Annotated in this window: 22 protein-coding genes and 1 pseudogene; 10 read left to right on the top strand and 13 right to left on the bottom strand. The window is 61.2% G+C overall.

The features are described from left to right. Positions 1-5 precede the first annotated feature (5 nt). The 3 genes from JQ572_RS21160 to JQ572_RS21150 form a co-directional block, all read right to left on the bottom strand. Complete coding sequence (locus JQ572_RS21160) at positions 6-2,234, bottom strand: DUF3141 domain-containing protein (protein ID WP_211384736.1); 2,229 nt, start codon at positions 2,232-2,234, stop codon at positions 6-8. A gap of 65 nt (positions 2,235-2,299) precedes the next feature. Then, entirely contained in the window at positions 2,300-3,406 is a 1,107-nt protein-coding gene (locus JQ572_RS21155; RefSeq protein WP_211384735.1) for an AI-2E family transporter, read from the bottom strand. 72 nt (positions 3,407-3,478) lie between these two features. Then, positions 3,479-4,324, bottom strand: coding sequence for an HD domain-containing protein (locus tag JQ572_RS21150; protein ID WP_211384734.1), 846 nt, complete (start codon positions 4,322-4,324; stop codon positions 3,479-3,481). A 207-nt stretch (positions 4,325-4,531) separates the two neighbouring features. Between JQ572_RS21150 and JQ572_RS21145 the strand changes: the two genes are divergently transcribed. The 3 genes from JQ572_RS21145 (at position 4,532) to JQ572_RS21135 (ending at position 6,115) form a co-directional block, all read left to right on the top strand. After that, positions 4,532-5,065: a GNAT family N-acetyltransferase gene (locus tag JQ572_RS21145; protein WP_211384733.1), complete on the top strand. Its 534-nt coding sequence runs from the start codon at positions 4,532-4,534 to the stop codon at positions 5,063-5,065. A 161-nt stretch (positions 5,066-5,226) separates the two neighbouring features. Then, on the top strand, positions 5,227-5,721 hold the full coding sequence (locus JQ572_RS21140) for a hypothetical protein (RefSeq protein WP_211384732.1): 495 nt from the start codon (positions 5,227-5,229) through the stop codon (positions 5,719-5,721). A 154-nt stretch (positions 5,722-5,875) separates the two neighbouring features. Continuing rightward, entirely contained in the window at positions 5,876-6,115 is a 240-nt protein-coding gene (locus JQ572_RS21135) for a hypothetical protein (RefSeq protein ID WP_211384731.1), read from the top strand. A 78-nt stretch (positions 6,116-6,193) separates the two neighbouring features. Here the strand turns inward: JQ572_RS21135 and JQ572_RS21130 are convergent, their stop codons facing one another. The 3 genes from JQ572_RS21130 to JQ572_RS21120 form a co-directional block, all read right to left on the bottom strand. Then, entirely contained in the window at positions 6,194-6,949 is a 756-nt protein-coding gene (locus JQ572_RS21130; RefSeq protein ID WP_211384730.1) for an outer membrane protein, read from the bottom strand. A 305-nt stretch (positions 6,950-7,254) separates the two neighbouring features. Continuing rightward, a complete protein-coding gene (locus JQ572_RS21125) occupies positions 7,255-7,518 on the bottom strand; it encodes a hypothetical protein (RefSeq protein WP_211384729.1) in 264 nt (87 codons plus the stop codon). Positions 7,519-7,931: 413 nt separating this feature from the next. Then, the gene (locus JQ572_RS21120; protein WP_249129145.1) at positions 7,932-8,450 is read right to left on the bottom strand and encodes a hypothetical protein; all 519 of its coding nucleotides are present in this window, start codon (positions 8,448-8,450) and stop codon (positions 7,932-7,934) included. Between the two features lie 694 nt (positions 8,451-9,144). Here JQ572_RS21120 and JQ572_RS21115 point away from each other — a divergent pair. Continuing rightward, positions 9,145-9,420 (top strand): hypothetical protein, encoded by a 276-nt coding sequence (locus tag JQ572_RS21115; protein WP_211384728.1) that lies wholly within the window; start codon positions 9,145-9,147, stop codon positions 9,418-9,420. Between the two features lie 145 nt (positions 9,421-9,565). Here the strand turns inward: JQ572_RS21115 and JQ572_RS21110 are convergent. The 6 genes and pseudogenes from JQ572_RS21110 to JQ572_RS21085 form a co-directional block, all read right to left on the bottom strand. Beyond that, positions 9,566-9,901 (bottom strand): annotated as a pseudogene (locus JQ572_RS21110) (aminotransferase class IV); the annotation flags it as partial. A 28-nt stretch (positions 9,902-9,929) separates the two neighbouring features. Further along, entirely contained in the window at positions 9,930-10,790 is an 861-nt protein-coding gene (locus JQ572_RS21105) for an acyl-CoA acyltransferase (protein WP_211384727.1), read from the bottom strand. An 11-nt stretch (positions 10,791-10,801) separates the two neighbouring features. Further along, the gene (metA, locus tag JQ572_RS21100) at positions 10,802-11,959 is read right to left on the bottom strand and encodes a homoserine O-succinyltransferase MetA (RefSeq protein ID WP_211384726.1); all 1,158 of its coding nucleotides are present in this window, start codon (positions 11,957-11,959) and stop codon (positions 10,802-10,804) included. A 27-nt stretch (positions 11,960-11,986) separates the two neighbouring features. Beyond that, a complete protein-coding gene (locus JQ572_RS21095) occupies positions 11,987-13,261 on the bottom strand; it encodes an O-acetylhomoserine aminocarboxypropyltransferase/cysteine synthase family protein (protein ID WP_211384725.1) in 1,275 nt (424 codons plus the stop codon). 31 nt (positions 13,262-13,292) lie between these two features. Then, complete coding sequence (locus JQ572_RS21090; protein ID WP_211384724.1) at positions 13,293-14,297, bottom strand: amino acid--[acyl-carrier-protein] ligase; 1,005 nt, start codon at positions 14,295-14,297, stop codon at positions 13,293-13,295. A gap of 25 nt (positions 14,298-14,322) precedes the next feature. Continuing rightward, complete coding sequence (locus JQ572_RS21085; protein WP_211384723.1) at positions 14,323-15,549, bottom strand: acyl-CoA dehydrogenase family protein; 1,227 nt, start codon at positions 15,547-15,549, stop codon at positions 14,323-14,325. A 243-nt stretch (positions 15,550-15,792) separates the two neighbouring features. On the opposite strand from JQ572_RS21085, the gene JQ572_RS21080 reads away from it, so the two are divergent. The 5 genes from JQ572_RS21080 (at position 15,793) to JQ572_RS21060 (ending at position 20,372) form a co-directional block, all read left to right on the top strand. After that, the gene (locus tag JQ572_RS21080; RefSeq protein ID WP_211384822.1) at positions 15,793-16,062 is read left to right on the top strand and encodes a phosphopantetheine-binding protein; all 270 of its coding nucleotides are present in this window, start codon (positions 15,793-15,795) and stop codon (positions 16,060-16,062) included. 137 nt (positions 16,063-16,199) lie between these two features. Beyond that, positions 16,200-18,002 (top strand): long-chain-acyl-CoA synthetase, encoded by a 1,803-nt coding sequence (locus JQ572_RS21075; RefSeq protein ID WP_211384821.1) that lies wholly within the window; start codon positions 16,200-16,202, stop codon positions 18,000-18,002. A gap of 34 nt (positions 18,003-18,036) precedes the next feature. After that, a complete protein-coding gene (locus tag JQ572_RS21070) occupies positions 18,037-18,282 on the top strand; it encodes an acyl carrier protein (protein ID WP_211384722.1) in 246 nt (81 codons plus the stop codon). Next, positions 18,269-19,654, top strand: coding sequence for an AMP-binding protein (locus JQ572_RS21065; RefSeq protein ID WP_211384721.1), 1,386 nt, complete (start codon positions 18,269-18,271; stop codon positions 19,652-19,654). Before JQ572_RS21070 ends, JQ572_RS21065 begins: the two co-directional genes overlap by 14 nt. After that, positions 19,647-20,372: an SDR family NAD(P)-dependent oxidoreductase gene (locus JQ572_RS21060; protein WP_211384720.1), complete on the top strand. Its 726-nt coding sequence runs from the start codon at positions 19,647-19,649 to the stop codon at positions 20,370-20,372. The genes JQ572_RS21065 and JQ572_RS21060 overlap by 8 nt, the downstream gene beginning before the upstream one ends. Positions 20,373-21,018: 646 nt before the next feature. On the opposite strand, the gene JQ572_RS21055 is transcribed toward JQ572_RS21060, so the two are convergent. Continuing rightward, positions 21,019-21,735: a LuxR C-terminal-related transcriptional regulator gene (locus tag JQ572_RS21055; RefSeq protein WP_211384719.1), complete on the bottom strand. Its 717-nt coding sequence runs from the start codon at positions 21,733-21,735 to the stop codon at positions 21,019-21,021. Positions 21,736-23,680: 1,945 nt separating this feature from the next. Between JQ572_RS21055 and JQ572_RS21050 the strand changes: the two genes are divergently transcribed. Further along, positions 23,681-24,394 (top strand): LuxR C-terminal-related transcriptional regulator, encoded by a 714-nt coding sequence (locus JQ572_RS21050; protein WP_249129144.1) that lies wholly within the window; start codon positions 23,681-23,683, stop codon positions 24,392-24,394. Positions 24,395-24,567: the final 173 nt, after the last annotated feature.

The raw sequence follows: 24,567 nt of genomic DNA, 5'->3' as shown, positions 1-24,567 counted from the left end.
CAGTGTTACGACGCCTTCGCCTTGGGATCGAAAGGGGCAACGTTCGACGCCCTCCCCGACGTCTCGCCGGCGTCGAGACCGAACAGCGTTGCGACACGCTGCAGGCGGCTGGCGCGCTCGCCCGTGATATCCTCACTGGCCGACAGCACCTCGTTCATCGTCGTAAAGGCAGCTCGGCGTTGATTGACGTCGTCGGGGAGCAACTTCGGAATCGCAGCCAGCGCCGCCTCGCGATCGAGCAGCAGCATGAAGAATTGCTCGCGGACCAGCATCTTGAACTCTGGAAGCGTCAACTTCGCTCCGCTGTCGTCGCGACGAGCCTGCCGCAACGCCTCGATGCTGCGCTCGTCCACCATTCCTCTCGCCGAGCCGACATAGAGCAGGGCACGAATGGCAGCTTCGCGCAGTCCGCCCTCCCCAATCCTGGATTTGAGCTCGGCGGTCCGTTTCTCGAGCATGGCGCGGTGTTCGGCGGGCATCTCCAGCCGGTGCGACGGGTCGGCCTTCGGATCGATCCCGACGGCCGCCTGGAGCGCTGGCGAGCCATACACGTTGAGGAAGATCGCTTCGCTCAGCGCTTCCTGCGAATCGCGCCAGGCGTCCAGGACATGAACGATCTGCTTGGAGACCTGCTCCTGAAACGCCAGGAAAGGATTGTCCTTCGAAACCGGCTTGCGGTTCTCTTCCAAGCCATCCGCCGCCGACTTCACCGCCGTCATCCACGGATTCTGACTGCTGAACGCCTCATACTGCGTCCGCAACGGATGCAGATTGCGCATCAACTCCGCCGTTTGGGGCGCCACCATGCTCTTGATCCATGGCTGCACGAACTTCCGATAGGCGGCGAGGTTGAGCTCCGAGACTCGCTTGGCGGCGGCGAAGCGGCGCTCGTCCTCGGGCGAATTGCCGCCCATGGCCCGGATGTCGTCGAGCGTCCGCGCCTCGCAGCGCATCACCCACTCGCCGATGGTGAGGTCCGCATGCGTGGTGTCGGCGCCCTTGGCCTCGAAGGTCGCCTCGTAAAGTCCGGGCGGCAGCACGTCGATCAGGTCGATATTGCTGGAGAATTCCGCGTGCTCCTTCTTGGCCACGCCGCCGGAGACGAAGATGCCGAGATGGCCGACGCTCTCGTGAACGGTGTAGACAATGGTCTGCCCATAGGACCTGATATCGTCGACGTCGGCATAGCAATCGAGAATCCAGCCCAGCGCCTGCTGCGGCGGCGTGATGTTGTCGCCTTTCGAGCAGAACACCACGATCGGCGACCTGATATTGCGCAAGTCCACCTGCTGGCCGTCGGACATCTTGATGTTGCCGGCGGCCAGATTGTTGCCGACGAAGAGCTCATCGACAATGAACTGGATTTCCTCGGCGTTGAGGTTGACGTGTCCGCCCCACCACCGCTCGAACTCGAGGTAACGCTCGGCCTCGGTGTCGACTTTCGAATAGACGTTATACTGCTTGGTCCAGAGCGTGTTCGAAGGATTCTGGCTCTCGAAATTCTGTACCAGCCAGGCGCCGTCGAATTTGCCTGCGCCGAGATCACCGACAAGTGCGGTCAGCCAGCTTCCGCCCAGCAGGCCGCCGGAATAGCGCATTGGATTCTTGCCGTGCACGCCCGCCCAATAAGCGAGCGGCGCACCGGCGATGATCAGCGGTCCGAACAGTTCAGGCCGCAGCGACGCCAGGATCATGACGGCCCAGCCGGCTTGACAATTGCCGATCACGCAGGGCTTGCCGTCGGCTTCCGGATGGCGGCCGATGACCTTCTCGATGAACAGCGCCTCGGCGTGCGCAATCCGTTCAATGGTCTGTCCCGGCATCGGTTCCGGCAGGAAGCCGATGAAGTAGCAGGGATGACCCGCTTTCATCGCGACACCGATCTCGCTGTCGGCCTTGAATCCGCCGATACCCGGGCCGTGCCCGGCGCGCGGATCGATCACGATGAACGGGCGGCGTGCAGGATCGATCTCGACATCCTTGGGCGGGATGATGCGGACCAGCGCATAGTTCACGGGTTCATCCAGCTTGCGACCGTCGATGATCAATTCGGCGGCATATTGCAGGACGTGCGGCGCCGTCTGGGCGACGTGCTCCCGATACTGGTCGCCGCGCCGGCGCATCACGTCGAGAAACAGGATACTTCGCTGTCCGGCATCGACCATGTATTCGACCGCCGAAGCGACAAGTCCGGACATCGCGCCACCGGGTAACGCAGGCATTTCCATCGACATGGTTCGACCTCATCGTCGTGTCGATTTCATTCAAAGGCCTGCGCATCCGCCAGTGTTGATTTAGGTCAACGCTCGGCCGCCAGCTTCGCCGGCGGAACACGTTTCGCGTGAATCCAGGCAACCGTCAGCTCCCAGGCCACCGACAGAATGATCGGTCCGATGAAGAGGCCGATGATGCCGTGGACAAGGGTTCCGCCGATCACCCCGATCAGGATGACGAGTGCGGGCGTGGTCAGGCCGCGCCCCATCAGCAGCGGTTTCAGGATGTTGTCGAGCACCGATACGACCACGAGAAACACCGTCAGCAGGAGCGCAATCGGAAATTCCTTGTCGGCCCAGATCCAGATGATGACCGGCAGGATGACGATCGCGCCGCCGATCTGCACGATCGACAGCAACAGCACCACGAATGCCAGAAGTCCCGCGGCACCGATGCCGGCCAGCTTGAATCCAATACCGGCCAGCAAGGATTGGACGATCGCAACGCCGATCACACCCTGGGCTACCGCACGGATGGTGCTACCGGCGAGGTCGAGGAAGTGCTCGCTCTGTTCAGGAACGATCCGCGACAGAAAGTCGCGACTCGCGGCGACGAGTTGCGGGCCGTACGGAAACAGGACACCGGCCACGACAACGGACAGCAGGAACTTGACCGTCCCCACACCGGCATTGCCGGCAAATCCAAGCAACGTCGTCGCGAAAGGCTTGAGATAAGGCACCACTTGGCGCAGCAGGGAACGAAGATTGGTCGAGGCATGATCCCAGAGATCAAAGAGTTGAGGTCCGACGAGGGGCCATTCCTTGAGCGACTGAGGCGGCGTCGGAACCAGCACCTCACCCGCCGTCAGTTGCCCGGCAAGATCCCTGATCCCATCGACTGCGCCCATGCCGAGCCAGGTCGCGGGACCGATGACAATGGCGAGACTGACGAGGGTGAGAATTCCTGCAGCAAGCTTCGGCCGGCCGCCGAGAATTTTGGCGAGCCGCTGAAACACCGGGTTGAGCGCGACGGCGAGCACGACGCTCCAGGCCAGGATCGGCACGAACGGACGGATCAGGAGCAGCGTCCAGACGATCAGGACCGCGAGCAACCCCAGCCGGATCGCAAGCTGGACGATCTCGTCTCCGGAGAATATCTGGCGAAGTGTTCTCACGGACGTGCCCTCATCCATGCAGGTTGCAGGCGACGCTAATCTCCGCACTCGCGCGGCGATCTTGATCCAGATCAAGCGGCGATGGGTCTTCTAGGGCTGAGGTCCGGACAGGTTGAGTTCACGCTCGGCCCTGAATACGTTGCCGTAGAGACTCGCTATCCATTGCCGACCGCGCGAGGTCACGTTGAGGTAGCGTATCGCCGGCTGGATCTGGGGAGCTACGTTGCTCCAATAGAATTGCGGATATTTGTAGACGACGTCCGCCGGCGTTGCGTAGCCCAAGGTCTTGTTGAGTCCGATCTCTTCAAACTCGTAGAACAGTGCGTTCGACTTCTTCAGATAATTGGGATCGCCGAGCTGACCGATGAGATCAGCTGCGCGCAGCAACAATCCCTCCTCCTCCATGAGGCTATCGTTAGAGGGCATCGTATAAGGAAACCGGGTATACTCGATCGCACGAGCGACCCGCTCTGCGTCCAGCTGTTCGACAGAATCCAACCGCTCCAGCACGAACAGCTTCGAGCGATCGACATGGTATGGCGCGAGAGCCGCGTCAGACGATCCTCGCGGCAGACGAACAGTGCCGCCGTTCACGTCGGCGATGAACAGCTCGTCCTCATCGCCTTGAACGACGCCGCGCACGTATCCGATGTCATGGGCAAGGCATGCCAGAATGAAATTCGCATAGTCGTTCGCCGTGGTGGGACGCAGCAGCGAACGACCGGTCAGAATATCGTGCCCGGCAAGGGTCACGAGCAACGTATGCTCGATGTTATGATAGAGGGCATCGCTATTGCCGATGCACTCCATGGTGAGCTTTGCCGCGAACGGAAGCAATTCGGTCAGACCGGAATGCGAGGCGCCGAACCGGTCCTTGGTTTCTGTGGTCAGAAATGCGCCCAGAGCTTGCGACACCAGTTCCGGAACTGTGATCATCAGGCCGCTCCATGATGGTAGATGGGGACGATATTTTAGATCTGGCTCACCACTCTCCGCGCCCCATGAGTCAAGCGCCGCGAACGAACAAGTACGGCGGCCGATATCGCGCCGGCCCTTGACACAGATCAAGCCCGCAGCCAACCGGGTTGGTCATGGACGAGGCTCCGGTAGTTGCATTGGCAAGCTCCTGAGACAAGACCGCGCATGTCGAACACCGCCACATACAGCGCAACAGAGCACCTGCGGGACGGCAGCCCGGTCGAGATCCGCGCGCTTCGGCCGGAGGATGAGGCCGATATGCTCGCCGCACTGGACCAGACGAGCCCGCAGTCGCTGCAGCGCCGGTTCTTTGCCATGAAGCGTCATTTCTCCGACAAGGAGCGGGCCTTCTTCATGGAGGTCGATTTCAGTAATCACGTCGCGCTGGTGGTGCTGGCCGCGCAGGCCGGCCGGGACATCATCGTCGGAGGCGGTCGATACGTTGTCTTCGAGCCCGGACGGGCCGAGATGGCCTTCGTCGTCGTCGATGCCTGGCAGGGACGCGGCGTCGGCTCTATCCTGATGGATCATCTCGGCAGGATTGCCGTCAATTCGGGATTGCACGAGCTCACGGCAGAAGTCCTGCCCGAGAACAAGGCGATGCTGGCCGTGTTCGGCAAGTTCGGTTTCAAGCCGGACGCGCGCAGCGACCCGCATACGATCCATCTGGCGCGGCGCCTCGGACAAGCGAGCCGGTGACCGGCCGGCGCCGCTTAGGGCGTCCATCTCCGCTCGTTTGATTCAAATCAAGGCCGGTTCCGCAGCGACCGCAAACATTTCATCTGCACGGTGATGCCGCCCGCGCGACGGAGCCCTTCCCTCGCCGGTCTGTCGATATTTCAACCCAGACGGAGGACGTTATGACGTTCACGAAGGCAGCATTTACGACGATTCTTACTGTCGCCGGCACGTTCATTTTTGTACCCGGAAGCCAAGCCGCGCCGTTGCCGACCCATGTCGGCGCGATGAAAGCCGTGCTCGACAACGATGTCGTGCAGGCACGCTATGGCGGCTGGGGCTATCGCGGCGGATGGGGCGGAGGCTACCGCGGAGGAGGATGGGGTTATCGTGGCCTGGGTTATCGCAGCGCCGGATATGGCTACAGAGGTTATGGATATAGAGGTTATGGCTATCGCGGATGGGGAGCCGGCGCCGTCGTAGCAGGCGCCCTCGTCGGCGGCGCGATCGCAAGCTCCGGCTACTATGGCGGAAGCCCCTACTACGGAGGAGGATACTCCTATTACGGCGGCGGATACGGCTCCGATTATTGTCCGCCCAGCGCTTATGGCGCCTACGGCAGTTATGGCGGTTATGGCGGCTACTACGCGAGGCGGAGCTATTACTCCGGCTGGTGAATCCTGGCTCGGGACTTAATGAGCACGCGCTTTTGCTACCGTCACTCTGCGCTCTGCGTCTTGCTGGCGCGGGCGCTACACTTTCGTTGATCTGGATCAACTCGCACGCAGAGCGCAGGCATCGACTACGGCTCCAATCCAGAGGAGGCCGGAAATGAAGCCATCAATCGGATTAGCCGTCGCGTTGGTGATGATCGGATACGTCTTCGCGAGTTCTGAAAGCGCCAATGCCGTGGTGTACTGCCAATATGTCGACTATCCACCCAGCTGTGTCGCGCGGGCGGGCGTCGTGCTGCGGCCCAGACCCGTCGCGGGCGCAGTTGCACGCGAGGCAGTGCGGCCCGGCACTCCGGCCAATCGCGGCGGTCCAGTCGATCGCGTTGGCAGGCGCTGATCGGCCTGCTGCGATAGCCCCGGAAAAATCAGGGCCGGCACTGCTGCCGGCCCCCTGAAGACCTCAGACCGGGAGAGCTCAGTACCTCGCGACGACCGGGTTGCCATAGCTACCGAAGCGGTAGTTGAAGCGCACGGTGACCATATCGACGTCCTGGGTGACCCGGTCGTTGACAAAGGCGGCAAGTCGCGGATCAGCGATCGTGAACGAATTATTCCGGTGTCCCATGAACAAATGGTCGTATTCGAGACCCACCGACCAGTTCGGCGTGAAGCCATACTCGAACCCAACACCAATGACGCCACCCCAGCGGGTTGCGCTTTGCGCGACCAGCTCGGTGCCGGAGGGCGTGTCAAGAATGCTGAGGCGGTTGTCGGTGACCGCCGCGCCGCCCTTCACATAGAGCAGCGACGCATTCCAGGCGTAACCGATCTGGCCGGTGAAGAGGCCGATGGCACTGGTCTTGGAGCGCGTGGACAGCGTCGCATCGATCAGGCTGACGCGCTGGTTGCTGAGATCCGCCCAATCGCCTTGAGCTTCCAGACCAAACACCCACTGGCTGGCTTGCCAGCGATAACCGAGCTGGCCACCGATGACGCCACCGGACCGATCGCGGCAGCCGGAAGCGACGGCTACGCCGGCCGCGTCAAGGAAATCAACGCAGTTGTGGTTCTGCGCCCAGCCACCATTGCCGCCGATATAGAAGCCGGTCCAATTGTAGATCGGAATAATCGGTGCCGGTGGCGGAGCCTTTACGGCCATATCGGCAGCCATGGCGGTCCCCCCCGCGCACAGCGCCACCAGACCAACGGTTGTCAGCAGAAGCCTTCTCATTGTGTGCTCTCCTTGCCGGCCGTCTCTGATTGCTCGAAACGGCGGGTTGTTGCAATGCAATCATCCCCCAACTTCCGGCTGAAACTCTACGGGCGAGCGTTCGATCTCCCCGTGCCATAATGGCAACACTCAAGACTTTTCGAACTCGGCACTGAAACTCGACCCTAATCTGTCTCGCCGGCCGGCACGAACGACCTGTCCGCTGATGACTTGACCGTTGATGACTTGGTCCGAATGACGGAAAGCAGCCTGCCCGCCAGGGTTCGCTTCTCGTGACAGGCAAGGATCGGATGCGATTGCGTCGACTATCTTTCCAGGTCGCGCTTGGCCCCGGAGACCTCCTCGTCTTGCTCGATCCAGGACGGGATGTCGCTCGAGGGGATCAGCCGTCGCGGCAAAGAGGGATTGAGCGTGCCTGCGAACACGATCAATCCTTCATTGAACTTCTCTCGCGCAAAAGCCCGCGCTTCTTCTTCGTTCTCGAATGTGCGGGTCTCCCGGGGACTTCGCCGCTTCGGCAAGGTCCCACGCCTGTGCACTTCGAAGGTAACGTACCAGATCTGCGGCATCCGCCAGCTCCCGTATCGCGATCAAGCGGATATCTGTCGACCCAAAATGACCGGTGAGATCATGTCGTCGTCCTGGTTGCGCCGCTCTTCGCGACGCTCGGTGCGTCTCGTGCGCCGCTCATGACGTGCTTCCCCGTCTCTCTTGGCGTCGTTCCATGCCGACCGTCTGCGCCAGCGCTTGTATTCCGAACAGGAACGCGCCGGATGGCGCCAATCCGAGCGCCGCGGCCAATCCCGGCAGCGAAAGAGCCTCTCGGCGAGCGACTGGTTCACACCTTGAAGTTTCACGCATGTCTGCGATCTCCCGATCTCGAGGACGTTTCAGTCGTCAATTGCTCGACGTGCATTGATCGTCGTCAGCGATCAGCGTCGTTGCCATGGCCGCTCAGACCCAGCGATCGGACCGGCCATGCTCACCACAACTGGGACCCGAACCAGCCAAATTGCGGCGGTCGCGCAACGAGCCGGATGCGTCTTTCGATGTGCCTTCTTGCAATTTTGCTTTGACGCTGCGGCTTCGCTTCAGGCTTTGTCGACTGACGCGATTGCAGTCGTTCTGCATCGAGCGGTCGAAGCTGGGCAAATGCCTCCTGCGCGCGTATCTCTCGGGAGTCGGCGCCGGGCGGGGCAGCAAGCTCCGCCTTCGCGATGTCCGTCGGCACGATCGTGGGCTGGCTGGTGTCGAGAACGACTCGCTCCGGCAATTTCAAATTGGAATGGATGCGGATGGCGACCGAAGCACCGGGCCCGCCGCGCATGGCGGGCCGATCCAGAAGAAAGGCATCCGCAATGAAGAGCAGCGCCAGCAACGCACCGCCGACATAGACCAGGTATGACGAGACGGGCATTGTCGGCGCCATCATTGCCGCGGTTTTTCGTCCGGAAAGCAACGGCCGGCGGCGGCAACATTGGCGAAACAACGCAACCTGCATGGGCGTGGTTGCCTAAATCGAACCGCCGTTGCATCTGCCGCGGCGTATCCCTGGCGAAGCACTTGCCGAGGCTTGCGGGGCATTCGCGCACGCATGCTTCAGCAGGCTGATGTTCATCGCATTGCCGCCCGGCTTCGCTTGAGCCAGATCAACGAATCGGGTTTTAGCGACGTTGCCTCGCGCGACGCTGCACAGCTTGGTCAGCTCCGGTGACATGCACTTTGGTACAATGACCACGAGAGCAATTGGACGGGCGCGGCTCGCAGCGTAGGACTCTCGTGGTGTACATCGAGCTTCTGGCAGGGAGGGCCGATGATGAGTCAGTTCGAGCTGAGTTCGCGCGCAGCACTTTGCCGGCAGCTTGCGAGCCGGGATCCGGAAAACCGATCCGCGTGGATGGCCGAGGCAAGAAGCTGGTCACGCCTGGCGGACGAGACGCTTCATGATGAGCACGAATTGAGAAGTGGTGTCGTTGCCAGATTTTGCTTCGCATTCGGCAAATTTGTCGCGGCGCAACACGGGCCAACGGACCAAACGACAGAGATGATGAAGCGCAGATCGAGTAGCGCCATGCCGCCTCGGAGCCTGTCACCGACCGCTTGGGACATTTCTCCGAGTTCCTTGACCTTGATCAATGGTCGGAGCACCAGTCCATGGATCGATCCAAATTCACTCTCACAGAATGGAGACCATCATGAAGCGTGGCATGCTCGGAAAGCTCCTACTCGCTGTTGCCGTGATCGCCCTCGGAGTATCTGGTTCGCTTGGCTGGTCAGCTGACGAAGGCCTTTCGCTATCGCTGGGCGAGGCCCAGGCACGCGTCGGACGGCCCCTCACGCCAGTGTCGGTGGCCGGCGTTGCACGCCGCACGACCAGGCGCGCGGTGGTTGGCGGTGCGGCCGTCGGCGCGGCCGCGGTCGGCACGGCATGCGTCCGCGTGCTGGTCAACGGGGCTTATGTCTGCCGCTGACGGCCGCCATTTCCGGCTCTGAACGCCGCATCCTGCAGGATGACGTCCCCGCAGGATGCGCCAGTTGCGCATCCGATTCTCGATGGCAACATCAATGGGATTGGCTCATTCAGTCATACTGAGGCGTGTACGAGTTGCCTCGGCTCAGCGCACTTTCCGCAACGCCGTTCTGCGGCCAGTACATCGGGCAAATGTACGGTTCGGCATCGACTGGGAAACGAGCGATGCCTTCACGCGACAGTCCGAGCCACGTGCCGAGATCGACGACTTTGAGCCCGAAGTTGACCGCGGATTGATTGACGCGGGCGCAATGACGATCAAGGTCGAACGCCTTCGAAGGCGCGCGCGCCATCGAACGCGATCGAGGGGAGCCAGAGCCCATGGGTGCGTGGCCCCAAGATCGGCACGTTACCCTCGTGCCACTGGCCCGGAAGAATTTCAGTGTCCGCGAATGACTGACGGAGCTGTTGCCGGGATCCATGACGAATCTCCAATTTGGGACGACTGAACTATGGTCCGTAAATCACCAGTTCGGAATCCGATAGATCGGCAAGCCGGGGGCAATGAGGACCCTTGAAGTATTTGCAGCCGATTTGCTTCCTGTAGATGCCGACGAGGGCAACTACGGGGCCGTTGGCGTCGAGTGCAATCGATATCCTGCCGCGCCGCAGCAAGAAGCGGCCGATAGCGCCGGCGCACGCGACATAATCGGCCACATCGGGGCAATAGATCATCTGCATCGCCGGCAGCCTGATGCGACCGACGCGCATCGGCTGCAGGACAAACGGAAAGGCGGGGCCATCGGCGGCGCGGCATACCAGGCTGAGGCAGCCGTAAGCTGCGTGACGTGCTAGCAGCGCGCCGTCGGCTTCGGACAAGCCGTCGACCGTCTGTGCGTCCGGCCCGACGACTTCGACGCGCATAGCCTTGACCGGACGCGACACCGCCGGAAAAGAGAAAAATAACCCGCCGCAATAGCGCCGGAATCCCTGCGCTTCGATGGCGCGCCAGGTCCATTGCGCCGGACTGATATTGACGTAGGTGACGTCCTTGTTGCGCTGCGCGACCTTGGTCAGCATCGGCGCATAGCTGCGAAAAGCAGGTTCCAGGTACCAGCTGGAGAGATTGCAGCGAATGGAGGCACAGCCGTCATCATTCCGTGCGGTGTGGATCAACAGCAGAGCGCCGACGGGCCTGCGGTCATGCTCGAGCATGTAGCCGAAGCGCGGGAAATTGTCGGGCGTCTCCCGCACAGACAGGCGCCGGAGTCCGTCGATCCAGTAGTTGCGCGAGCGGATCGGAAATCCGCGTGTCAGAAGATCGGCGATGGCGTCAAGATCGGCTGCTCCTATCTCGCGGCATCGGATCATGGCCCGAACTCTCACTCATAATATCCCAGCTTCTTTCTGGTCATCAGGTTTGGCGAGCGCGCCAGATGAGCAGATCGAGCGACGACCAACTTGCGTCCATGACGACGCGCCGGAATCCCGGTTGCGGAGAGAACAGCTTCTCGCGCCCCCAGCGGCTTTGTGCGTCCAGCTCGCTGCGACACCATGTACAGCAACCAGTTGCGGTATATGCGCTTGGCTGGCTGATGCCAGACGTTGCTCAGATCCTTCGCCGTCTGATCGGCTGGAAAGTCGGCGAAAAGCTCCGGGCGTCTGCCGGAAAGGGCTTTCTGTCGAAAAGCGATCAGCATCTCTTTCGCTTCCTCGTCCAAATAACCCCTCGGTATCGTCGGACACACTTCATTCTCTCCGCGGAGGAAGCGTCCCATATCTCTCCTGTATTCGCCCAATAGGGTCCGGGTTTCGTATTCCGGATGGCCCTGGAAATGGACGAAAAGGCTCTTCTTCTGCTGCTTGACGAAGCAGTCGACCCCAGCCTCCGCCGACCAAGTGAGAACCGAATATCCGCAGTTCGAGAGATCCTCCTCCTGCACCTCGTTCCACCGGGCGTGCGGTATTCGGAAGGTCCTCGGCACATCGTGCATCAAGGGATGATGTCTCGTCTTTGTTTGAGCGAAGACGCCGAAGCATTTGGTAGGCAGCTTGTGGCGCGCAATGCCGTCCATATGCAGGACGGCCCCATGGACGGCCAGACAGGAAAACACCGACGACACGGTATTCTCCCTGGCCCAGTCGACGATCTCGGCGAAGGTGGTCCAATATGGCTCTTCCGTCAGACTGGCAGCTCTCGGCTCGGCACCGGTCACGATCACTCCATCCAGGCTTCCTTTCAGCAGATCGTCGATGCCGCGATAGTATCGACGCACGTAGTCGCGTCCCCATTCGGAACGGGGAGTCGCCTCCATCGTATAGAAATGCAGCCTGACGCTAAGTCGTCCGGCCGCCGCATCGAGCAGGTCGAAGATCTGGCGCTCGGTCGACATCAAGGCAGCATCCGACATGTTGTTGATGAGCCCGATGTCGAGGCAATCCACCCGATTTCCGGGTGACGCCATCGCACAAGCACCTCTGTTCGATACTCTCGAGAAGAGGTGGTGCTCGTACGAATCTATGTCGATTAGGACAGTCATCCGAATGCCTTCATGCTTTACGAAACATCAATTCGCGGCACAGAGAGCCTGATCGAGATCCGCGACGATGTCGTCGATGTGCTCGATTCCGACGCTCAGTCTGATCATCTCGGGCCGCACGCCGGCTTTGTCCTGTTCTTCGGGCGACATCTGCCGGTGCGTTGTCGATGCGGGATGGCAGGCGAGCGTTTTCGCGTCGCCAATATTGACCAGCCGCTTACAGAGCTTCAGCGCGTCGTAGAACCGCTTGCCCGCCTCGAAGCCTCCAGCCACGCCAAAAGTCAGCAGCGAACACGCCCGACCACCTAGATACTTCTGCATCAACTCGTAATAGGGGCCGCCGTGAAAGCCCGCATAATTCACCCACCCGACACGGCGGTCATTGCGCAAGAACTGTGCGACCTTTTCGCCATTCTCGACGTGCCGCTCGATCCGGAGCGCGACGGTCTCAATGCCCTGGAGTAGCAGAAACGCGTTCATCGGCGCCAGGACGGCGCCGGTGGTCCTCTGGGAGACGGCACGGCAACGGGCAATGTAAGCGGCGGCCCCGTAGCGCTCGGTAAAGACCAGCCCGTGGTACGATTTCTCCGGCTCATTCATCATCGGGAAGCGCCGGCGATGCTCCGCCCACGGGAACCTGCCGCTGTCGACGATAATTCCACCGAGCGTGGTCCCATGCCCGCCCATGAATTTCGTGAGCGACTCCACCACGATGTCTGCGCCGTATTCGATCGGCCTGAGCAGGATCGGTGTCGGCACCGTGTTGTCGACGATCAGCGGAACGCCGTGCCTGTGCGCGACGTCGGCCATTGCTTCGATGTCGCAGACGTTTCCGGCCGGATTTCCGACGCTCTCACAGAACACCGCCCGCGTATCATCGTCGATCAGTTTTTCGACGCTCGCCGACCGGTCGTCTTCCGAAAACCGGACCGTGATGCCCTGCCTCGGCAGGATGTATGCGAACAGCGTATGCGTCGTGCCGTAGAGCTGCGGAACCGAGACGATGTTGCTGCCCATCTCCGTGATGTTGACCACCGCATAGTTCACCGCGGCCTGACCACAGGCCACGCTGAGCGCCTCGATGCCTCCTTCCAGGGCGGCGACGCGCTTCTCCAGCACCGCGTTGGTTGGATTGCCGATCCGGGTATAGCGGAAGCCGTCCACTTCAAGGTTGAAGAGCGCGGCTCCATGGTCGGCGCTGTCGAATGCGTACGAGGCCGTCTGGTAGATCGGCACAGCAACGGCTTTCGTTGCGGGATCGCTTTCGAAGCCGCCGTGGACGGCGAGAGTCTCTCTCTTCATGGAGGCTGGCCTTCGGCTCTTCGATCCCGGGCTAGCTCCCGACTTCCTTGGCGCATCGGACCCCCTCTAATACTGACGGCGCCCGGCGATCGGTCTGCGCGAAGCCCAGCAGATTCCGCACTGCGCTCGGCCACAAGGTGACGTCATTGCCGTGGGTGTGGAACATGGCGACGGCGAGACGGTCCATCCCGAATGCCACGCAGGCGGTGTGGGCCGGCTCGGAGGCAGCATCGACGAGGCCCCAGGCAGTGCCGAAATGATCCCGGTGGTAGTTGAAGCTCATGCAGGCGGTCGGCCGCTCCTCGGAGCGAAGAGGCACCAGCAGTTCGAACTTCAGCGACTGCTGCTTTTGGCTCACCGCCATCATCTGACCGACCCGGCCGAAGAACGGGTCGTTGGCATAGTCGACCCTGAAGGTTAGCCCGAGATCTCGGGCGATCTTCTGGGCGCGTATGATCCAGCGCTCCCGAAACGCCGAGACGTGATCGGCGCTACCGATGCAGACGAATTCGCGCATCCTGAAGGACTGCAGCCGGTCGAGGTGGCGCGAGGGCTCGCGACGGAAGCACTCGGCGGCCACATCGAAGCTCCAACCGCCTGCCGGCACGGGACCTCGGCTCGCCGCGATCGGATAGACCGGATAGCAGGCGGCCGGCGACAGAACAAGATCGGCCGGCGATAACGACGCGGTCCAGTCAAAGCCGGCATCGAAGCGGCTGACCGCCGCGTCGATCTCGCTTTCCGTGCCGTGCAAGCCACAGACGCAACCGAGGAGGTTGGGAAAGCTCTTCAGATAGCCCGACCTCTCAAGCTGGGCGCGGCTCATGACCGGCGGGAAGCGCATCACCTCAGTGTTCAGTTCGCGATTCCGTGAGATCACCGCCGCAATTCGCTCCACGACGTCCTCATAGAGCGCCGTGCGGCCATAGACGCCGGGAGAGCCCATCTCGTGGAACAGCGCATCGGCGAGATGGTCCAACGGATCGGCCGGAGACAGAGTGGAGTCAGCCGGTTCTTTAACAATGGCCACGTTCATCAGGCCTATTCCTTTTGAGAGAAAGTCAATCGTATAGAGAGTCCGGAACGGTGCTCATCAGCGTGGAGGTACCGATGCTGGCGAGGATGCGATCGTTGTTGATCATGATCGGAGCGGAAAGCACGTCGCGCAGGTGGCGGCCGATACTTACATCGGTGTCGTTGCGATAACCGGACAGGCCGCAGGCGCGCATCGCGTGCATGACGGCTGCCACCGCGAGTTCGGAGGCTTCCACCTTGAGAAGATTGATCGAGGACTGGAAGTCGACGGACGACAGCGCGCGCTCGTCCCGTTCGCGAACTTCATAGAACTGGAGATTCGCGGCGATGATGGCGCGCAGTTTCGTCAGCGTCATTTTGGCGGCGGTGAAGTGCGCCGCGCCGGGAGGCATATTGCCGCCCGACCCACGCGCGGCCTTGCGGATGAAGAGCTGCGCCCGATCCACCGCAGCTGCCGCGATCCCCGCCCATACCGAGGACCAGCACAGGTGGGCGACGGGCGTCATCGTCTGCGCATGGATCTTTTCGTATGCCACGGGGAATATCTGGTCCGCAGCGCCCCTGAAATTCAGCCTGAACCCGGCGCTGCAGGTCCCACGCATGCCAAGCGTCTCCCACGCGAGAGTGGGCTCCAGCGTATATTCGTCACGGGTGATGGCCAGTAGCACCTGATCGGATCCGGCAGCGGAGTCGGAGCGACGGGCGATGGTGATGATGCCGTCGGCCTCGGCTCCGTACGAAATCACCGTCGCGTCGCGCACCAGAGAAATCTCGGTGCCAGCGCTCTCCACTGCGGCCGAACTGAAGCGTATGTTCCCGCCGTTCTGGCCTTCCGTGGTCGAAGATGCCAGCAGCAGCTGCTCGGCAGCCACGCGACGCATGAGACTTTCGTGCCAGCCGCTGCCCGCTCCGTGGCGGACCAGGCATGCGACCTTGGTCTGATGCATCGCGAAGATCATCCCGGCCGAGGCGCAGGCGCGGCCGAGTGCGTAGCACATATCGGCCACCTCGGAGATAGACGCTCCGCCTCCACCGAACTCGATCGGGATCTGAGCGCCCAGGAGTCTCTCCTTGCGCGCCGCGTCGATCGCCTTCCGTGGGAAGCGTGCCTCACGATCGACCGCCTCGGCTTCCGCCGCAGCGACCTCCGCGACAACCGCTGCCCGCTGCCGGAACGAGGGGCCGTCGGGAGAGAATGCTATTCGGCCGATGCCCGTGGCGATGTTGCGGAACTGGACCTCCTGCACACTCATGGGCCAAAGCCTCCTATTTCATCGTTGTCATGGTTGGACGACGCGTGCCCGGTCGAGATGGATTCCGCTCAAAATTCACAGCTAGCCCACTTCCCTTGCTGCGTCGTTGGCGCAGAAGTGGGTGTCAAGGAGCTACCACTCCCGGGCGAGGTACCTCCGAAGCAGAGCTATTGGCCCGAGGAGTAGTTGGGTATCGTCGTCCCGATTGTGATCACGCCCGGCTGCGGTGAGGGGGCCAGTGAAATGCACGACTTTGTCGTCAACGTTCAGGACCGTGTTCTATCCGTCGTCAGGAACGTCATCCGGCAGAACGCGATCACCGCCGATGTCCACCCGGAGTCCCGGCTGGTGGATATCGGGTTGAGCTCGATGGGCATGGTCGAGCTAATGCTCAAGATTGAAGCGGAATTTGATCTCATCCTTCCCCAACTCGAAATCACGCCCGAAAATTTCCAATCGGTGAAGGCGATGGAGCGAATGATCCTCAACCAACTCGGACCCGGGTCGGGATGACGCCGGATGAACGGAGATTCCGCTTCGACAACCTGGCGAGCGGCATCGACAAGGATTGCGAGGTCGTTAGGGCTCCAACCTCGCCGCCCAGCGAGCAGGCGAGCACGGGCGTCGATACGGTCGTGAAGGCAGCTGTGATGCAGCGGACCACCAGACGCGGCGCTCCGCGGCGCCGACGCTCCGCCGCCAGGACCTGGCTGCAAGCCATCGCACTAACGGCGCGGGTCGACGCCCATCCGCATCGGTTGTTCGCCGACGTCGTGGAAGAATGGGCACAGCATCAGCCAAGGCGACCCGCTTTGCTCTCGGACGGCCAATCTTTCACGTATGGAGAACTCACCGCCCGGATCAACCGGTATGCGCGCTGGGCGCGGAGCCTCGGCCTTCATGCGGGCCGCACCGTCTGTCTGATGATGCCGAACCGGCCGGACTACCTCGCCTGCTGGCTCGGCATCAGCAGCGTCGGCGGGACAGTGGCACTGATCAATACCAGGCTGGTCGGCCGGTCCCTCGCCCATTGCATCGACGTAGCGCACGCGGATCACCTCATCCTCGCTGCCGATTGCGTGGATGCGTTCGAGAGCGCACGTCCGCACCTGCACCGCGTGCCGCAGACTTCGCCCCTCGGCACCGGCGACCCAAGCAACGATCTGGATGCGGCGCTCGCCGCCTTCGAGCCAAGTCCGCTGTCCTCCACCGAACGTGGCGACGTCACGATCGATGGACGCGCACTCCTTATCTACACCTCGGGCACCACGGGGCTACCGAAGGCCGCGAACGTCAGTCATCGCCGCATTCTCACCTGGGGCGCGTGGTTTGCCGGACTTACGGACGCGTCCACCGACGATCGTCTCTACGATTGCCTGCCGCTCCATCATTCCGTGGGCGGCGTCGCTGCCCCCTGCAGCATGCTCTACGCGGGCGGATCGGTCGTGATTGCGGAGAAGTTTTCCGCAGGCAGCTTTTGGGACGACATCGAACGTTTCAACTGTACTGTTTTCCAATATATTGGCGAGCTCTGCCGCTATTTGCTGAAGGCGCCGGCGTCTGAACAAAAGGCGCGACACGGGCTGCGGCTGGCTGTCGGCAACGGATTGCGGGGCGACATCTGGGAGATGTTCGCCAGCCGGTTCGCGATTCCGCAAATCCTCGAATTCTATGCCGCAACGGAAGGCAATTTCTCGCTGTACAACGTCGAAGGAAAACCCGGTGCGATCGGCCGGATCCCGCCGGTTCTGGCACATCGCTTTCCCGCCTCGATCGTCAAGATCGATGCCGACAGCAGCAGCCCGGTCCGGAGCGTCGCAGGGCTCTGCATCGCCTGCGCACCTGGCGAGATCGGCGAGGCCGTTGGACGTATCGGTGATGGCGATCGTGACGGCCGGCCTTTCGAAGGCTACACGGATCCCGAGGAGACCGAGAAGAAGATTCTGCGTGACGTCTTCGCCGAGGGCGACGCGTGGTTCCGCACCGGTGATCTGATGCTGCGCGACGAGCAGGGCTACTTGCACTTCGTCGACCGCGTCGGCGACACCTTCCGCTGGAAGGGCGAGAACGTCGCGACCAGCGAAGTGAACGACGCAATAAGGGACTGCCCCGGCGTTCTGGACGCCTCGACCTATGGGGTTGCCGTTTCCGGGGCCGATGGCCGAGTCGGCATGGCGGCCCTGGTGGTCGACGGAGGATTCGATTTCGGGATATTCAGCGAACACCTTTTGTATCGGCTTCCGCGCTATGCAGTTCCGGCATTCGTCAGATTGTGCCGGGCGCTCGAGGCGACCGACACTTTTAAGCAGAATAATCAGCGGCTGATCCGCGAGGGATTTGATCCTTCGGTGGTAGACGATCCGCTGTTCCTGCGCGATCCGGTGACCGGCGACTATCGTTCGATCGACCGGGCGGTCTACGCGCGCATCGTTGCGGGCGAAATCAGGCTCTAACATCGGCTCGGAAAGCCGAAATGTGAGGTGTATCATGTCGGTCAAGTCGAAGATTTTCTCTGCGATGAAGCAGATCGCCGAGGAACAAAAGGTCACGCTTCCGCCGCTTGAGGACGATCTGTCTCTGAACGAAACCGGGTTCGATTCGCTGGCATTCGCAATCCTGGTTGCGCGGCTCGAGGACGAAGTCGGTGTCGATCCATTCACTGTCGCCGAGGACGCAGCCTTCCCGTCAACCCTCGGCGAGTTTGTCAGAGCCTACGAGAATGTCCCAGCCTGACATCGTCGCGTTGCGCGAGTATCTCGGCCCGGAGCTGAAGGACCGCACGATTTCTGATGCCCGGCACACTGTATCGTTGACCGACATAATCCAATACAGCTGCTTGACCGGTAGATCCTGCGATCTGTCCGGCCGCTCCGTGCTGCTTGCGACGTCTGGACAGTTGCTGTCCGCACTCGCAATGATCGAGCTAGACGGCATCGCCCGCCGCCTGCTTCTATGCCCGCCCGACCTCGATTGGGATCGCCTGCAAGTCCTGCTCGAGCAGGCCGATATCGACACCATCGTCACCGATCGGCCGTTACATCGAAGTAGTGCTGGCAAGTACATCGTTATCGGCGTCGACCTGCCTGAGCGGCCGGCCATGGGATCGGAGGTCGATCGCGCGACCGAGTGGCTGATGCTGACCTCGGGGACATCTGGGCTGCCGAAGATTGTCCGGCATACGCTTGATGGGCTCGCTGGCGCGATCATCGCCGAGGGGCCCGCGCGCAACCGGAACGCAACCTGGGCGACGTTCTACGACATCCGCCGCTACGGCGGCCTGCAAATTTTCCTGCGAGCCGTGATCGGCGGCGGATCGATGGTGCTTTCGGAGCCAGGGGAAGCCGTCGCTGCCCATGTGGCGCGGCTGCGCGCGGGCGGCGTCACCCACATCTCAGGGACGCCATCGCACTGGCGCAAGCTCCTGATGAGCGGCGCGTCCGCCAATTTCTCGCCGGACTATGTCCGTCTGTCGGGCGAAATCGCTGACCAGGCAGTGCTGGACGGCCTGGCCGGGGCATTTCCGCGTGCGTCTATCGGGCATGCCTATGCCTCGACCGAGGCGGGCGTCGTTTTCAGCGTGGACGATGGGCGCGAGGGTTTTCCTGCCCACCTGATCGGGCAGAGTCACACCGGCGTTGAGATGAAGGTGGTCGACGGCTCACTGCGGATCCGTTCCCGGCGCACCGCGCGCTCCTATGTCGGCACCGATGCTCCGCCGCTCGCCGACACCGAGGGCTTCGTCGATACCGGCGATATGGTCGAACTGCGCGGCGAACGATACCATTTCGTGGGCCGGCGAGGCGGCATCATCAACATCGGCGGGCTGAAGGTGCATCCGGAGGAGGTGGAAGCCGTGATCAACCGGCATGCCTCCGTCCAGATGTCGCGCGCGCGATCGCGCAGGAGCCCGATCACCGGCGCCATTGTGGTCGCCGACGTCATTCTCGCCAACGGCACCGATGCCGAGCGCCACGAGACGATTCGCACGGAGATTCTCGGCCGCTGCAAAGATTGCCTGGCTGCATGGAAGGTGCCTGCGGTGATCCGCTTCGTCGAGCGACTCGACGTCACGGCAGCCGGGAAACTGGCGCGCGCCGATGCGTAACGTCATCGTCACCGGCGGCAGCCGCGGTATCGGTCTTGCCATTGCGCGCAGGCTCGCCGCATGCGGCGACTACAATGTGGTCGCGGTGGCGCGCCGCGAGAGCGGACAGCTTGCGGCTGCAGCCGGCGAAGCACAACGGCGACTGCATTTCCGCGCCTGCGACCTTGGGCTCACCGAAACGATTCCGGTCTTCGCAAAATCAGTGCGCGACGAATTCGGCGCGATCTACGGCCTCGTCAACAACGCCGGAATCGGTACCGATGGGCTGCTGGCCACCATGCACAATTCCGAAATTGAGGCCTTGATTCGCCTAAACGTACTGTCGCCGATCATCCTGACTAAATACGTGGCACGCCATATGATGGCCAACGGCGCCGGGCGGATCGTCAACATTTCCTCTATTGTCGCCTCGACGGGTTACAGCGGCCTGTCCGTGTACGCCGCGTCCAAGGCCGCCATTGCCGGCTTCACCCATTCGCTGGCCCGAGAAGTCGGTAGGGTCGGCATCACCGTGAACGCGATCGCGCCCGGCTTCGTCGACACGGAGTTGACCAGGTCCTTGGACGAAAAAGGCCGCCGACGCATCGCTAGCCGCAGCGCATTGCGCCACCACCCCGAAGCCGACGACGTCGCTTCCGTGGTCGAATATCTTCTCGGCGAAGGCGGCCGGAACATCACCGGCACCGTGGTGACGGTCGACGCCGGTAGCACTGCCTGACCGCTGAGAATCGGATCCCCGTCGCGGGTGACCTCTCCTCTTGGCTAAATTACTCGAATGTCGACCTAGCCTGACCGCAGGCTGGACACGTCATTTCGGCGACAGCCCCTTCGGATGCTCAAGCATCATGTTGCAGGCCTTCTCCGCCTCCGCGAAGGTTGAAATCGCGGAACCGCCAATCCGCGCACTCGCTTTCAGCTCAACCCAAGAATTTCAGTTCTCTTGGCAGGCCGACTACAGAGAAGCGGCCCTGACCGCTGGGGGCAGGGCAGGAAGGGCCAGGGCCGCCGCTCCCGATGTACCGATATCCAGTCAGCACACCGCTACACCTCTGCGATCGCATCTGGAGCCGATCTGTTGCCCGCGACTTCGCTTTACCTGACAACGGACAAATCGCGATCGACCCAGAGCTGCAGATGACGAATGATTACACTTCCCTCCCGCTACCTGGGCTGCGATTTCGGATCAGCCGCAAGTCCCGACGGACTACCCCATTTAGCTTCCCGGACATTAACCGCCAGTCAAGCAGCGCTTGAAATCAGTCTCCAGCCCTCAAGGCTGTTCGTTCAAGCTGATCCGCTGTGCTGCCGGGGCGTCGCCGTGACAACATGCTTACATCACTGGCCGCGCCGATGCTGACCCAAAGTTACGACTCCCAGCGCTCGTCACTCGTCGGATTCAATCCGGCATGCGGCGCCTTCTCCCCGGAGGTGGTCGTACGATCATGTTGCAAGATGGCAATGGCCGCGAGCACCGTCCGATTGCTGATTTCAAGCTTCTGAAAGATGTTGTGAAGATGCTGTTTGATAGTGCCATCGGCAATGTTCAACCGCCGCCCGATTTCCTTGTTCGACAATCCTCTCGAGACCAGATGCACGATTTGACGCTCGCGGTACGTGAGGGTTGCCAGCATGTGTTCCGCATTCGTCCCCATTCCCTGCGGTGCCACGGGATCGGACGACGTCGGTGGCAACAAGCTGTGGCCATTAGCGATGCGCCGCAAGAACTCAACCAGCGCCTCAGGCTCCGTGTCCTTCAGGACAATGCTGCAGGTTGCGGGTGCGGCTTCCAGCACCATGGCGCAATCTTCACTTGAGCCAAGAAAGACCACATGTGTCGAACGACTTTCCAACGAACGATTTTCTGAAGTAGGGGTCGAAAGAACCATTAGTGCGGCGAACTCGGTCATTGCGGGATCGACGATCGCGATATCGGGAGCGAAGTTACGAATCGCTTCGACGCAGCTTGCAGCGTTCTTACAAGATGCAACGATTTCAAAATCGGCCAGGGCATCGAGCACGATACTCAGGCCCACCAAGACGATCGGATGCCGGTGTGCAATGACTACGCTGCTACGTCGCATTGGGCACTCCTCCGCCGAGGCCCCCCAATCTTAACGCGCCAAACCTGCTCCTATTTCTAACCCATATAGGCAGGATCAGTTCAAATATCTTCCGAGACGACGGCATGTTGCGACGCAACATCAGAGCAGGTCGCCCCGGCTTTTCGCCCCAATATGCGCTGGAATGCCTCAAACCGTCTCGCGACCAGTCTGCAATGGCCCCGAGATGAACCACGGCGCAATTGCGCAACGTGGGCACAGCACTAAATCTCTTCCGCGCCAGTATGACTACCGGCCAAGCCAACCGCCGCTATGGCCGGCGATGTTCCGTTTTGGCTTCACCTGCAACATGCAAAAACCTTGCCCTAGGACTCGGCAATGCCACTTGGCCCCGGCATCATCAACATGGCCACGGAGAAGCTCTGCACAGCCCCGCCGAACCGCTTCCAGCCCACTGGCGTTGTTAGCCGATGGACCTGGCCACGATCCAGAAGCACCTTGCCCAAGCCGAACGGCACGCCGCCGAAGGAAGGCGCCTTGTCGCTCGCCAAGAGACGCTGGTTACGGGCCTACATCAGCGCGGCCACGACGCCACGGACGCCCTCAAGATTTTAGGTACGCTGAGGGATACGCAGGCCATCCACGAACAGGACGTTCGGCGTCTTCGCGACGAACTAAACGCCGCTAGCCAGCCGTTGGCGTAGGCTGTTGCCCGTTATTTGGCAGCGAGCCTTAACCGAGACGATCAAGTACCGCGAGCATCGCGTTTTCAGAGAATGCCCCACCTTCGGGATTAGTGAAGATCAGTTCGCCTTGACGGCCATCTCGAAAACAACGGTCTTCAGAAGGAAAACGACAGACGCGATGCAAACAGTGAGGCTGCCCAAAGGTGAGCAATTTTGCTCAGATCTGGTCTGCCATGCATGACAAGAATGTCGGTGGCCGGAACGACATCAGAGGCAATGGATGATAAGCATCACACAGTGCCAAGAAGCTGCTGACCACTACTCTACACTTTTCCGTGAGGTTACCCCTTCTGAGGATCGCGCCGCCGTCCTCAAAAACATCGCCCGAACCTTGCGGGGTTTAGCCGGTCAGTTAGATAGACTGGCGTGCCTCGAGAGGAACAAGGAAGTCATAGCTGACAGATCAGCATCAGCGAAGCCTGGACCTCACGAGGCAAAGTCGATTGCGGCAGGCATCACTACGGCGAACGCCATGTAGCCCAAAATAGTCACGCCGTCGTAACTGCGAACCAAGGACGGCATAGGTGCTGAGTGTTGTGCAATAGCCATGACCAAATTCCCTATTCGAATTGCGCGCGCTCGATCGCGCCACATCTTAGGTTTGGTCTAAGAGAGCGCCGTGAAGCAATTCACCGCATCGTCGCACAAATTCCCGTCATTTCTTGTTAGCTGCATTCCATCAAATTGGTCCGCAGACAACCGCCCCCGACTAAGATGCAGGGACGGCGCCTAACGCGCAGTTCAATTCCAGACAGGTTCAAGCTCGCCAACGCGCCGCGTCACCCAGAGACGGCGCACGAAACGAGTTCCGCGAGGCTCTTCGGCCTGGACCTACCCCCGCGTCTATAACGAACGGCATATAGGCGATTGGGAATTCAACTAACATTATTAAAAGCCTAAAGAATACAAGATCGGTGGATTTGCCGATGGCGTTCGGGAAGGCTCGGAGTAACTCAAGATAGCTAGAAGCTAGAACGGCCAACCATCAACAATGGCTGGTCATCCCTCGCCAGACTTAATTGATTTGCGTTTCTGTTGTGTCATTGCGTTGGCTGGAGGACCAAATGAGGAGGCATCAATCTCATGAGGTAGTTCTTATCGGAAAGAGCGTTTTAATTCGAGAAGGAATTGCCAGAATTTTGCACGCGGCGACTTTTCGCATCCCGATATCGGTCTCTCGCCCAGAGGAATTGCCAAGCTCACTTCAAGTAGAGAAACTGATGTTCCTCATCGTCCATACCGGCGATGGCTTCAGCGTGGCGATAGAACAAATCGGATTTGTGAAAGATCGGTACCCGGACGCGCGCATCGCGATCGTGTCCGACAATTATCGGCCAGTCGACCTTGCCTCCGCATTTCGAGCAGGGGCGAACGGCTACTTCGTGAACGTTAATTCGTGCGACGCATTCATCAAATCCGTCGAGCTCGTGACGATGGGCGAGACCGTCTTCCCGCCTGCATTCCTGTCATTCGCCCTTGATTCCAATCGCGCACGCGAAACGGCGGAGCCAAGCGAATGCGAACAAGCCATCCTCGCCGCTGCAGAGGACGCGATCCTTCCGCAGCTCTCTCCGCGAGAAAAGGCAATTCTATCCTGCCTTATCGAGGGTGATTCCAACAAGTGCGTCGCCAGAAAGATCAATATCGCCGAGGCCACCGTGAAAGTTCACGTCAAGGCGATCCTGCGCAAGATCCGGGTCCAGAACCGGACACAAGCGGCCATCTGGGGGATGAACCATGGGTCGCTGGTACGGCCGGCAAACGGTCGCGCCCCCTCAGCAGTCGATGCGGGCAGAGGGATCGCGAAGCCTATCGAGGCGATCTCCGAAATGGAGCCGGCTCCACTAGTTCCCGTCGTGGCACCCCCTATCGACGGCTTACTCCGCCAGGGCGTGGACCGGGGGAATCCCGCCGCGGTACGGTTCTACAAGTAGACGCAGGGGCTCGGAAACGAACTGCCGTCGCGCAAACGGTCATGCGGAGTAAAGGCTTAAGCCGCGACCCTTTCGTCGGCTTCGCGACGTCTAGGCGCCGGCAGCGTGTTCCCCGCTGCTCCGGCATGAATGGTACTCGAGATCGCGCGGATACGCTCCTCGGGCTGACGACG

The sequence above is a fragment of the Bradyrhizobium sp. SZCCT0153 genome (assembly GCF_018129995.1).
Classification (GTDB): Bacteria; Pseudomonadota; Alphaproteobacteria; order Rhizobiales; family Xanthobacteraceae; genus Bradyrhizobium; species Bradyrhizobium japonicum_G.
The sequence above is the reverse complement of the archived record's forward strand: the minus strand, read 5'-3'. Positions and strand labels throughout refer to the sequence as shown.

What these genes read in the sequence shown, in the direction of transcription:
- JQ572_RS21060 (WP_211384720.1), top strand. Translation starts at nt 19,647, where the DNA reads ATGCGTAACGTCATCGTCACCGGCGGCAGCCGCGGTATCGGTCTTGCC.
- JQ572_RS21065 (WP_211384721.1), top strand. Translation starts at nt 18,269, where the DNA reads ATGTCCCAGCCTGACATCGTCGCGTTGCGCGAGTATCTCGGCCCGGAG.
- JQ572_RS21125 (WP_211384729.1), bottom strand. Translation starts at nt 7,518, where the DNA reads ATGCCGCAGATCTGGTACGTTACCTTCGAAGTGCACAGGCGTGGGACC.
- JQ572_RS21075 (WP_211384821.1), top strand. Translation starts at nt 16,200, where the DNA reads ATGCAGCGGACCACCAGACGCGGCGCTCCGCGGCGCCGACGCTCCGCC.
- JQ572_RS21145 (WP_211384733.1), top strand. Translation starts at nt 4,532, where the DNA reads ATGTCGAACACCGCCACATACAGCGCAACAGAGCACCTGCGGGACGGC.
- JQ572_RS21135 (WP_211384731.1), top strand. Translation starts at nt 5,876, where the DNA reads ATGAAGCCATCAATCGGATTAGCCGTCGCGTTGGTGATGATCGGATAC.
- JQ572_RS21160 (WP_211384736.1), bottom strand. Translation starts at nt 2,234, where the DNA reads ATGTCGATGGAAATGCCTGCGTTACCCGGTGGCGCGATGTCCGGACTT.
- JQ572_RS21050 (WP_249129144.1), top strand. Translation starts at nt 23,681, where the DNA reads ATGTTCCTCATCGTCCATACCGGCGATGGCTTCAGCGTGGCGATAGAA.
- JQ572_RS21085 (WP_211384723.1), bottom strand. Translation starts at nt 15,549, where the DNA reads ATGAGTGTGCAGGAGGTCCAGTTCCGCAACATCGCCACGGGCATCGGC.
- JQ572_RS21095 (WP_211384725.1), bottom strand. Translation starts at nt 13,261, where the DNA reads ATGAAGAGAGAGACTCTCGCCGTCCACGGCGGCTTCGAAAGCGATCCC.
- JQ572_RS21155 (WP_211384735.1), bottom strand. Translation starts at nt 3,406, where the DNA reads ATGGATGAGGGCACGTCCGTGAGAACACTTCGCCAGATATTCTCCGGA.
- JQ572_RS21150 (WP_211384734.1), bottom strand. Translation starts at nt 4,324, where the DNA reads ATGATCACAGTTCCGGAACTGGTGTCGCAAGCTCTGGGCGCATTTCTG.
- JQ572_RS21120 (WP_249129145.1), bottom strand. Translation starts at nt 8,450, where the DNA reads ATGCAGGTTGCGTTGTTTCGCCAATGTTGCCGCCGCCGGCCGTTGCTT.
- JQ572_RS21080 (WP_211384822.1), top strand. Translation starts at nt 15,793, where the DNA reads ATGCACGACTTTGTCGTCAACGTTCAGGACCGTGTTCTATCCGTCGTC.
- JQ572_RS21115 (WP_211384728.1), top strand. Translation starts at nt 9,145, where the DNA reads ATGAAGCGTGGCATGCTCGGAAAGCTCCTACTCGCTGTTGCCGTGATC.
- JQ572_RS21140 (WP_211384732.1), top strand. Translation starts at nt 5,227, where the DNA reads ATGACGTTCACGAAGGCAGCATTTACGACGATTCTTACTGTCGCCGGC.
- metA (WP_211384726.1), bottom strand. Translation starts at nt 11,959, where the DNA reads ATGACTGTCCTAATCGACATAGATTCGTACGAGCACCACCTCTTCTCG.
- JQ572_RS21105 (WP_211384727.1), bottom strand. Translation starts at nt 10,790, where the DNA reads ATGATCCGATGCCGCGAGATAGGAGCAGCCGATCTTGACGCCATCGCC.
- JQ572_RS21130 (WP_211384730.1), bottom strand. Translation starts at nt 6,949, where the DNA reads ATGAGAAGGCTTCTGCTGACAACCGTTGGTCTGGTGGCGCTGTGCGCG.
- JQ572_RS21070 (WP_211384722.1), top strand. Translation starts at nt 18,037, where the DNA reads ATGTCGGTCAAGTCGAAGATTTTCTCTGCGATGAAGCAGATCGCCGAG.
- JQ572_RS21055 (WP_211384719.1), bottom strand. Translation starts at nt 21,735, where the DNA reads ATGCGACGTAGCAGCGTAGTCATTGCACACCGGCATCCGATCGTCTTG.
- JQ572_RS21090 (WP_211384724.1), bottom strand. Translation starts at nt 14,297, where the DNA reads ATGAACGTGGCCATTGTTAAAGAACCGGCTGACTCCACTCTGTCTCCG.